Genomic DNA, 8,013 nt, shown 5'->3' on the forward strand with positions numbered 1-8,013 from the left:
TACCACGAGTCCTACGGCTGCACCGAGTGCGGCGCGGTGGCGGAGGACGGGCGGGAGGGCAGTCCCCCGATCGTGGCCGTCGTCGGGGCGACCGCGTCCGGCAAGACCGAGCTCTCTCTCGACCTGGCCGAGCGGCTGGGCGGCGAGATCGTCAACACCGACGCGATGCAGCAGTACGCCGGCATGGACGTCGGGACCGCGAAGCTCCCGGTCGCCGAGCGCCGGGGCATCGCCCACCACCTCCTGGACGTGCTCCGGGTGACCGAGGCCGCGAGCGTCGCCGTCTTCCAGCAGCAGGCCCGCGCCGTCATCGCGGGGCTCCGCGACCGGGGCGTGACGCCCGTCCTGGTCGGCGGGTCCGCGCTCTACACGCGGGCCGTGCTCGACCGGTTCGACTTCCCCGGCACCGACGACGCGGTCCGCGGCCGCTGGGAGGCCGAGCTCGACCGGGTCGGCTCCCCGGCACTGCACGCGGTGCTCGCCGGACGCGACCCCGAGGCCGCGGCGGGGATCCTGCCCGAGAACGGCCGGCGGATCGTCCGGGCGCTCGAGGTGATCGAGCTGACCGGTGAGCCGTACTCCGCGTCCCTCCCGCGGCTCGAGTACGCCGACCCGCACACCGTGCAGATCGGCGTCGACATCGACCGCGACGAGCTCGACCGGCGGATCGAGGCACGCGTCGACGCGATGTTCGACAGCGGCCTGGTCGACGAGGTCCGGCGCCTGCTCGACTCGGGGCTCGCGCAGGGCCGGACCGCGGCCCGTGCGATCGGCTACCGCGAGGTGGCGGCGTACCTCGGTGGGGAGACCAGCGAGGACGAGGCGCGAGCGGCCACCAAGGCGGCGACCCGGCGGTTCGCCCGGCGCCAGGACTCCTGGTTCCGCAAGGACCCGCGGGTGGTCTGGGTCCGCCACGACGACCCGCGCCGGGTCGACGCGGCGGTGGCCGCCATCGAGCCCTGAGCAAGAACGGTCGGGCGCGGCGGCACGCCGTGGGTCGACACTGAGATCGTGACGCAGGAGTACGCCGGACGGGATCGGCTCCGCGAGCTGCTCGACGCGGTCCTCGACGAGGACAACACCACGCTGGACCAGATGGCGGGTGGAGCCCACTCGTCGCCGTTCCACTTCAGCCGCCAGCTGAGCAAGGCCGCGTACGAGCCGCCGGTGGCCATGCGCCGCCGGGTGATGCTCGAGCGGGCGGCGTACCAGCTGCGCCGCGGCGCGACGGTGACAGACGCCGCCTTCGCTGCCGGCTACGAGTCGGTCGAGGGCTTCAGCCGGGCGTTCACCCGGTCCTTCGGCCACCTGCCGAGCCAGGTGCCGGAGACCGCCAGCCACTGGCTGCCGGCACCCAACGGGATCCACTTCCACCCGCCCACCTCGCTGTGGGTGCACTCCAAGGAGCAGACGATGAGCGCGCTGACCGAACAGCTGGTCGCCCACGACCTCGACGACACCCGCGGGCTCCTCGACCTGGCCAAGTCCCTGCCCGACGACGACTACCGCCGCGCGCAGATCCCCGGCAACACGACCCTGAGCTGGGACGGCCCCGAGGAGTCGCTCGCCGACGTCCTCACCAAGCTCGTGTTCACCAAGGAGGTCTGGCTGGCCGCCATCGAGGGCACGGACTTCCCACCCGAACGGCCCAACGACGTCGCCACGCTGGTCGAGCGGCACGACGAGTCGGCGCCGCGCTGGCTGGCGGTCGTGCGGGACTTCGACCGCCGCGGGGCGTGGGACGACCGGCTGATCGACGCGCTCTGCGACCCGCCGGAGAGCTTCGTGGTCAGCAGCGTGGTCGCGCACGTGCTGACCTTCTCCGCGCACCGCCGCCAGCTCGCCCGCCAGATCGTTCGCGGGCTCGGGCACGAGGTCGACACCGGCGACCCGATCAGCTGGCTGCGCGCCCAGCGCGGCGAGCAGTCGGGCGAGGGCGCGGGGGAGGGCCGGTGACCCGCACCGCCTACTACACCGCGACCACGCTCGACGGCTTCATCGCCGACGACGAGGACTCGCTGGCCTGGCTGTTCGTCCAGGACCAGGACGCGAAGGGCCCGCTCAACTACGACGACTTCATCGCCGGCGTGGGCGCCCTGGTGATGGGCCGGACGACGTACGAGTGGATCCGCGCCCACAACCAGCGCACCGGTGATGCCTGGGCCTACGACATCCCGGCCTGGGTGATGACGCACCGCGACCTCCCCGGGATCGAGGGGGCCGACGTCCGCTTCGCCCAGGGCGACGCAGCCGCCGTGCACGCCGACATGGCCGTCGCGGCGGACGGCAAGGACATCTGGGTCGTCGGCGGTGGAGACCTGGCAGGGCAGTTCGCCGACGCCGGGCTGCTCGACGAGGTCATCACGTACGTCGCGCCGGTGACGCTCGGCTCCGGCCGGCCGCTCCTCCCGCGCCGGCTGGACCTGAGGCTCGACGAGACCCAGCCCAACGGGGCGTTCATCACCGCCCGCTTCTCGGTCCTCGGCCCGGGCACCTGGGGAACCTGACCACCGCTCGCACCACTACCGTCCAGGGATGAGCCTTCCCTTCCCCGGTGCCGACCGGACCTGTGTCGTCACCGGAGCCTCGCAGGGCATCGGAGCCGAGATCGCCCGTGAGCTCGCCCGGCGCGGCCACCACGTCACGCTGGTCGCCCGCTCGGCCGACAAGCTCGAGGACCTCGCCGAGGAGATCACCGACAGGGGCGGCCGGGCGGCCGTGCTGACCGCGGACCTCGCCGACCGTCCGGCCCGCGCCGGGCTGCTCGCCCGGGTGACCGAGCTCGGCCTGACCGCCGAGGTCCTGGTCAACAACGCCGGGTTCTCGACCCTGGGCCCGGTCGCGAAGTCCGACCCCGACGAGGAGATGCGGATGGTCGAGGTCGACGTAGTGGCGGTGGTCGACCTGTGCAGCAGGTTCCTGCCCGGCATGGTCCAGCGCGGCCGCGGCGCGATCCTCAACGTCGCCAGCACCGCGGCGTTCCAGCCCCTGCCCGGCCAGGCCGGGTACGGCGCCGGCAAGGCGTTCGTGCTGTCCTACACCCAGAGCCTGGCCGGCGAGCTCCGCGGCTCCGGCATCACCGCCACCACGCTGTGCCCGGGGCCGGTGCACACCGGCTTCGGCGAGCGGGCCGGGTTCTCCAAGGAGGACGCCGAGGCGGCGCTGCCCAAGGTCATGTGGGTCGACGCCGCCGAGGTGGCCAAGGTCGCGGTCGACGCGCTCGACAAGGGCCGGCTGGTCGCCATCCCCGGCGCCGCCAACCGGGTCGCGGCCGCCCTGGCGCAGGTCACCCCCCGCTCGCTGCTCCTGCCCACGCTCGCGAGGCAACACCCGGGGCTGCGCTGACGACTGACCCGGGCAGGTCCGGGTACCACCCGGTCATCCGTCTCGGGAGGTCACCATGCGCCAGCGCGCCCTCGCACTCGTCACCGCCAGCACGGCCACCGCGGTCGTCGCAGGTCTGCTCGTCGCCGCGCCCGGCACCCCGGCCACAGCAGCCGCCGCCGCCGCACCACAGGACCGGCGCGAGCCACCGAAGGTCGCCACGGTCGTGGGCACCGGCGGGGCGGTCAGCTCGGTCGACCCCGACGCGTCGCGGGTGGGCCTGCGGGTCCTGAAGAAGGGCGGCAACGCCGTCGACGCGGCCGTCGCCACCGCCGCGGCGCTGGGCGTCACCGAGCCGTTCAGCGCCGGCATCGGCGGTGGCGGCTACCTCGTCTACTACGACGCCGCCTCCGGCAAGGTCCGCACGATCGACGGCCGGGAGACCGCCCCTGCCGCGATGAAGAAGAACGCCTTCATCGACCCGAAGACGGGCGAGCCCTACCCGTTCACGCCCGACCTGGTGACCAGCGGTGTCTCCGTCGGTGTCCCCGGGACGCCCGCCACCTGGAAGCGCGCCCTCGACAAGTGGGGGACCTGGTCGCTGGCCAAGACCTTGAAGCCCGCCGCCACGCTCGCTCGCCGCGGCTTCGTCGTCGACCGCACCTTCCGCACGCAGACCCGCGACAACCGGGAGCGGTTCCGGACCTTCACCTCGACCAAGCGGCTCTTCCTCCAGGACGGCCTGCCCAGGGTCGGCTCGGTGTTCCGCAACCCCGACCTCGCCGCGACCTATGACCTGCTCGCCCGCCGCGGGGTGGGCGCGCTCTACCGCGGCGTGCTGGCCGACGAGATCGTCGAGGCGGTGCGCCGCCCACCGGTCAGCGGGCTCACGGACCTGCCGGTCCCGCCGGGCTCGATGGTCGCGGCCGACCTGGCGGCGTACGACGCTCTCGGCCGCCGGCCGACCAAGGTGTCCTACCGGGGCGTCGACATCTACGGCATCCGGCCGAGCTCCAGCGGCGGCTCGACCGTCGGCGAGGCGCTCAACATCCTGGAGCGCTTCAACCTGTCCACGGCGACCGACGTCCAGGCGCTGCACCTCTACCTGGAGGCCGGAGCGCTCGCCTTCGCCGACCGGGGCGAGTACGTCGGCGACCCGCGGTTCACCCAGGTCCCGCTGCGGCACCTGCTCGGCCAGACGTACGCCGACGAGCGGTCCTGCCTCGTCAACCCCGCGACGGCCGCGGCCAAGCCGGTGCCACCCGGCGACGTGACGGCGTACGACGGCACCTGCGGCGCGCCTGCGACCCGGGAGCCGGACGACCGGGCCGACACCGAGGGCGTCTCGACGACCAACCTCACGGTCGCCGACAAGGACGGCAACGTCGTCGAGTACACGCTGACCATCGAGCAGACCGGCGGGTCCGGGATCGTCGTGCCCGGGCGCGGGTTCATCCTCAACAACGAGCTCACCGACTTCACCACCGAGTACGAGGCCGGGGACCCCAACCGGATCCAGCCCGGCAAGCGGCCGCGCAGCTCGATGGCGCCGACGCTCGTGCTGCGGGACGGCAAGCCGCTGCTCGCCCTCGGTTCCCCGGGCGGCTCGACGATCATCACCACGGTCCTGCAGATCCTGCTCAACCGTCTCGACCTCGGGATGACCCTCCCGGCCGCCCTGGCAGCGCCGCGGGTGTCGCCGCGCAACACCGCGACGGTGCTGGCGGAGCAGGCGTTCCTCGACCAGTACGAGGCCCTGCTCGAGGCGATGGGCCACCAGCTCGCACCGGTCGGCGACCCGGGCACCAGCGCCGCCGAGATCGGGGCCGCGACCGCGATCGAGTTCGGCCCCGGCGGCGTGATGACCGTCGTCGCCGAGCCCAACCGGCGGGGCGGGGGGTCAGCGCGGGTGGTCGATCCTCAGGGGTGACCTGCGTCTCGCCCTAACCTTGAGGGGTGACGACCGAGACCTGGACGACCATCGACGACGCGGCCGCGCTGACCGAACTGCTCGGGGAGCCGCACCAGCTGGCGGTCACCAAGGGCCGACCTGCGCTGATCGACATCGACCGCGACTGGCTGGCGGCGACGCCGTTCTGCGTGATGGCCACCGCCGACGCGGACGGCAGCTGCGACGCGTCGCCCAAGGGCGACCCCGCCGGCCAGCTCGTCCACGTCATCGACGACCGGACCATCGCGCTCGCCGAGCGCCCGGGCAACCGGCGCGCCGACGGCTACAAGAACATCCTGAGCAACCCTCACGTGGGCCTCAACTTCTTCATCCCCGGCCGTGGCGACACGTTGCGGATCAACGGTCGCGCCCGGCTGGTGAGCGACGCGCCGTTCTTCGACGAGATGGTCGTGAAGGGCCACCGGCCGCTGCTGGCCGTGGTCGTCGAGATCGACGACGTCTTCTTCCACTGCTCCAAAGCGTTCCTGCGCTCGGGTCTGTGGAAGCCCGAGACCTGGAACCCCGAGACCCACGTCCCGCGGCGGGCGGTCATCGCCCAGAAGGTCGAGCGCAAGGAGATGTCGCTGGAGGAGCTGGACGCCTACTACGACCCGGACAACTACTCCCAGCACCTCTACTAGGCCACCTCGTGAGCTACCCGTTCCTCAAGGGGCACGGCACCGAGAACGACTTCGTGCTGCTGCCCGACCACGACGGCACCACCCACGGGGGACTGTCCGCGGACGAGCTGGCCCGGCGGGTCCGGGCCCTCTGCGACCGACGGGCCGGCATCGGCGGCGACGGCGTGCTGAGGGTGGTCCGCACCGCCCACCTCGGGGTGCCCGCGGACGGGTCCGAGTGGTTCATGGACTACCGCAACGCCGACGGGTCGCTCTCGGAGATGTGCGGCAACGGCATCCGGCTGTTCGCCCGGCACCTGGTCGACGAGGGCCTGGCCGACGGGTCCGCACCCATCCCGGTCGGCACCCGCGACGGGGTCAAGCTGCTGACCGTCGACGGGGACCAGATCACCGCGGACCTGGGCACCCCCCGCGTGCTCGGCGAGACGCTGGTCTCGGTCGGCCACCTCGAGCTCGGCGCCAGGCACGTCGACATCGGCAACCCGCACGCCGTCACGTTCGTCTCGTGCCTCGACGACGCCGGGCCCTTGCTCGTTGCCCCGGACCACGACCCGGACGTCTTCCCGGACGGCGTCAACGTCGAGTTCGTCGTACGCCGCGGCGACCGGCACGTCGCGATGCGCGTGCACGAGCGGGGCTCGGGGGAGACCCGGTCCTGCGGCACGGGCGCGGGTGCCGTCATGGTGGCGGCCGCCGTGGCCGACGGGGTCGCGCGGGACGAGGACGTGACCTACCGGGTCGACGTGCCCGGCGGGACGCTGCGGGTGACCTGGACCGTCGACGACCGGGTCCTGCTCACGGGTCCTGCGGTCGTCGTGGCGTCGGGTGTGACCGACCTCTGAGGACGGCTCGGACGACCGCGACGACGATCACCAGCAGCAGCGGGTAGGAGCCGGGCACGAGCAGCGGCGTCTGCACGCTGAAGAGCAGCTCGAAGTCGCCGGAGGCGTCGGGGTCCGCCGGCGCGGTGGCGCCGTCGAGTGACACCGCAGCCAGGACCAGCTGCCCGAGCACCCCCATCACGACCAGGACGTCGGTGGTCCGGCCCCCGCCGAGCGACCGAGCCGCCACGCCTCCGCCGACGAGGACCGCGGTCGTCGTCAGGACGGCGGTGAGGGCCGCCTGGTAGTCCGCGGGGTCTCCTCGGTACCAGATGAAGTAGAGGAGGCCCCACCAGGTCACCGCCCCGTTGGCGGCCGCGAGGACGACGGCCGCCCCGAGGACGGCCCTGCGGGCGCCGCCTGAGCGGGCGGCGCCGAACCGGTCGGCACGACGCCGTGGCCCCGGGACGACGCCGTGCACGAGGACGGCCGCGGCGGCGATGGCGACCACCAGCAGCGGCCAGACGTGCGGCATGAAGGCGTCGAAGACGCCGGAGTCCATGGTCCCCGACGAGAACCTGCGGCGCGGCACCCCGAACGCCTCCGCACGGGTCCGGACCGTGACGTGGACGAGGTGACCGGCAGCCGCCAGGGGCGCCAGGTAGAGCCACGCGGGAGCCCTGAGGACCCGCAGGGCGAGCAGCGAGACGAGCAGGATCGCGGCGGTGGTGGCGGCGACGCCGGCGGCCTCCAGGAGGTAGCCCCGGTCCGGGTCGCCGATGCTGCCGAGGTAGGCGACCTCCCACACCGCGCCCGACCAGGCGGCGGCGACGGCGCCGAGCACTCCGACGGCGCCGAGGACGGGGAACGCGCGGGAAGGGTGGCGGTCGCGAGCGAACCGTCGGGGTGTCGCAGTGGTCTCAAGCACGCGTTCCACCGTCCCCGGCGCGGCTGTCGCCGCCCACCGCGCGCGTACTCAGATCGCCGCACTACGCTCCCGATCCATGGACATCAACGGAGCCAGCGCGATCGTGACCGGCGGTGCCTCGGGCATCGGAGCAGCCTGCGCCAGGGCGCTCGCCGCCAAGGGCGCGGTCGTGGTCGTGGCCGACCTGCAGGCCGACAAGGGCGAGGCGCTCGCGAACGAGATCGGCGGCGTGTTCGCGCAGGTCGACGTCACCCAGACCGACCAGATCACCGCGGCCGTCAACGCCGCCGCCGAGATCGCGCCGCTGCGCGCGGTGGTCAACTCCGCCGGCATCGGCTGGGCGCAGCG

The 8,013-nt window shown here is 73.5% G+C and carries 9 protein-coding genes; 8 read left to right on the plus strand and 1 reads right to left on the minus strand.

Annotated features, from left to right (window positions below; translation table 11 throughout):
* Nucleotides 1–36 precede the first annotated feature (36 nt).
* Genes miaA through dapF form a run of 7 tightly spaced genes read left to right on the plus strand, consistent with a single transcriptional unit; the run spans nt 37 to nt 6,758 of the window.
* Nucleotides 37–963, plus strand: coding sequence for a tRNA (adenosine(37)-N6)-dimethylallyltransferase MiaA (gene miaA / locus JHD21_RS18455; RefSeq protein WP_292678205.1), 927 nt, complete (start codon nt 37–39; stop codon nt 961–963).
* 48 nt (nt 964–1,011) lie between these two features.
* Nucleotides 1,012–1,956: a helix-turn-helix transcriptional regulator gene (locus JHD21_RS18460; RefSeq protein ID WP_292678190.1), complete on the plus strand. Its 945-nt coding sequence runs from the start codon at nt 1,012–1,014 to the stop codon at nt 1,954–1,956.
* Nucleotides 1,953–2,507 (plus strand): dihydrofolate reductase family protein, encoded by a 555-nt coding sequence (locus JHD21_RS18465; RefSeq protein WP_292678192.1) that lies wholly within the window; start codon nt 1,953–1,955, stop codon nt 2,505–2,507. The genes JHD21_RS18460 and JHD21_RS18465 overlap by 4 nt, the downstream gene beginning before the upstream one ends.
* Nucleotides 2,508–2,535: 28 nt before the next feature.
* A complete protein-coding gene (locus tag JHD21_RS18470) occupies nt 2,536–3,345 on the plus strand; it encodes an SDR family oxidoreductase (protein WP_292678194.1) in 810 nt (269 codons plus the stop codon).
* A 55-nt stretch (nt 3,346–3,400) separates the two neighbouring features.
* Nucleotides 3,401–5,254, plus strand: a complete 1,854-nt coding sequence (gene ggt, locus JHD21_RS18475; protein ID WP_292678196.1) for a gamma-glutamyltransferase — start codon at nt 3,401–3,403, stop codon at nt 5,252–5,254.
* 26 nt (nt 5,255–5,280) lie between these two features.
* On the plus strand, nt 5,281–5,916 hold the full coding sequence (locus JHD21_RS18480) for a pyridoxamine 5'-phosphate oxidase family protein (RefSeq protein ID WP_292678198.1): 636 nt from the start codon (nt 5,281–5,283) through the stop codon (nt 5,914–5,916).
* Between the two features lie 8 nt (nt 5,917–5,924).
* The gene (gene dapF, locus JHD21_RS18485) at nt 5,925–6,758 is read left to right on the plus strand and encodes a diaminopimelate epimerase (RefSeq protein ID WP_292678200.1); all 834 of its coding nucleotides are present in this window, start codon (nt 5,925–5,927) and stop codon (nt 6,756–6,758) included.
* On the opposite strand, the gene JHD21_RS18490 is transcribed toward dapF, so the two are convergent.
* The gene (locus tag JHD21_RS18490; protein ID WP_292678202.1) at nt 6,712–7,665 is read right to left on the minus strand and encodes a hypothetical protein; all 954 of its coding nucleotides are present in this window, start codon (nt 7,663–7,665) and stop codon (nt 6,712–6,714) included. The genes dapF and JHD21_RS18490 overlap by 47 nt on opposite strands.
* Before the next feature lie 76 nt (nt 7,666–7,741).
* On the opposite strand from JHD21_RS18490, the gene JHD21_RS18495 reads away from it, so the two are divergent.
* The coding region (locus tag JHD21_RS18495; protein WP_292678203.1) for an SDR family NAD(P)-dependent oxidoreductase at nt 7,742–8,013 on the plus strand (272 nt) is incomplete at its 3' end.

Source organism: Nocardioides sp. (assembly GCF_016462705.1).
GTDB lineage: Bacteria > Actinomycetota > Actinomycetes > Propionibacteriales > Nocardioidaceae > Nocardioides.

What these genes read in the sequence shown, in the direction of transcription:
- JHD21_RS18470 (WP_292678194.1), top strand. Translation starts at nt 2,536, where the DNA reads ATGAGCCTTCCCTTCCCCGGTGCCGACCGGACCTGTGTCGTCACCGGA.
- ggt (WP_292678196.1), top strand. Translation starts at nt 3,401, where the DNA reads ATGCGCCAGCGCGCCCTCGCACTCGTCACCGCCAGCACGGCCACCGCG.